The 1,005-nt window shown below is 60.2% G+C and carries 2 protein-coding genes; one reads left to right on the top strand and one right to left on the bottom strand.

Going from position 1 to position 1,005, the window contains the following annotated elements; all coding sequences use genetic code 11:
* Positions 1 to 353: spore coat protein U domain-containing protein (locus tag ACSFA3_RS26475; RefSeq protein WP_435508259.1), on the bottom strand; the 353-nt coding region annotated here is incomplete at its 3' end.
* A 328-nt stretch (positions 354 to 681) separates the two neighbouring features.
* Between ACSFA3_RS26475 and ACSFA3_RS26480 the strand changes: the two genes are divergently transcribed.
* Positions 682 to 1,005, top strand: a 324-nt coding sequence (locus ACSFA3_RS26480) for an NAD(P)H-dependent oxidoreductase (protein WP_435508260.1), incomplete at its 3' end; no start/stop codon positions are given.

A 1,005-nucleotide genomic window follows, 5' to 3' on the forward strand; every position in this document is an offset into this window, starting at 1 on the left:
CCTGTCGCGCTCATCGAGCGAAGCTGGTAGGCAATGGTGTCCGGGCCAGCCACGACGGGACTCATAAAGCCGGCGCCGGAGGTGCCGGTGGCGGCGGTGCTCGCGGGCAGCAGGCCGATGTTGTAGGGCGTCGACTTGGAGCAGGTCACGCTGATGTTGCTGCTGGCCGACAGGGCGGTGGCGGAGGAAAGCTGCGAGCCGAAGTCGATGTTCGATGCCGTACCTGCCGTGACCGAGCAGGCCTTGGTCACGGTGATGAGGACCTGGAACGTGGAGGTGGCCGTTGCGGCTACCGCCGCGCTGGTGGCCATGGCGGCAAGGACGGCTGCAACGATGAGGGAAGGTTTTTTCATGAGGAATGCCTACAGGTGTAAGTAAGACGAAGCTCTTGGTGAATCGAACAGAAAATGAAGTCCAAAGTTCACAACCTTGGAAGTGTGAATTTTAGTTAACAATTAGAAGAAAGGGTGTGTGAGTGTTACGTAAAGCGTAGGAACTACGCCCTTCTCGTTGCGTTTTTGCAGATTTCCGTGACTTTTGTTACGGAATTCAGTCGAGCCAGGGCGAGCTTTTCAGCCGTCGTGTCGCCCCACAACCACGTAGACCCAAACCGGTGCACCCGCACTGGCACGTCGCTTGCATAACCTGACCACTTGCTCTGATTAAGCGGTCAAACACACCATGCGCGTGCTCGTCGTCTACTGCCACCCGGTCGAAACCAGCTTCCACGCCGCCCTGCATCAGGAGGTGCTGAAGAACCTGCGCGCCGCCGGGCACGAGGTGGACGACTGCGACCTTTACGCCGAGGGCTTCAACCCGGTGCTGTCGCGCGAGGAACGGCTGGGCTACCACGACGTGCCGGCCAACCAGTTGCCGCTGAAGCCTTACGTGGATCGGCTGCAATGGGCCGAGGGCATCGTGTTCTGCTTTCCGACCTGGTGCTTCGGCCTGCCGGCGATGCTCAAGGGCTACTTCGACCGGCTCTTCATGCCGGGCGTGGCCTTC

Origin of the sequence: Variovorax glucosi (assembly GCF_051216695.1) — a bacterium.
Lineage (GTDB): Bacteria > Pseudomonadota > Gammaproteobacteria > Burkholderiales > Burkholderiaceae_C > Variovorax.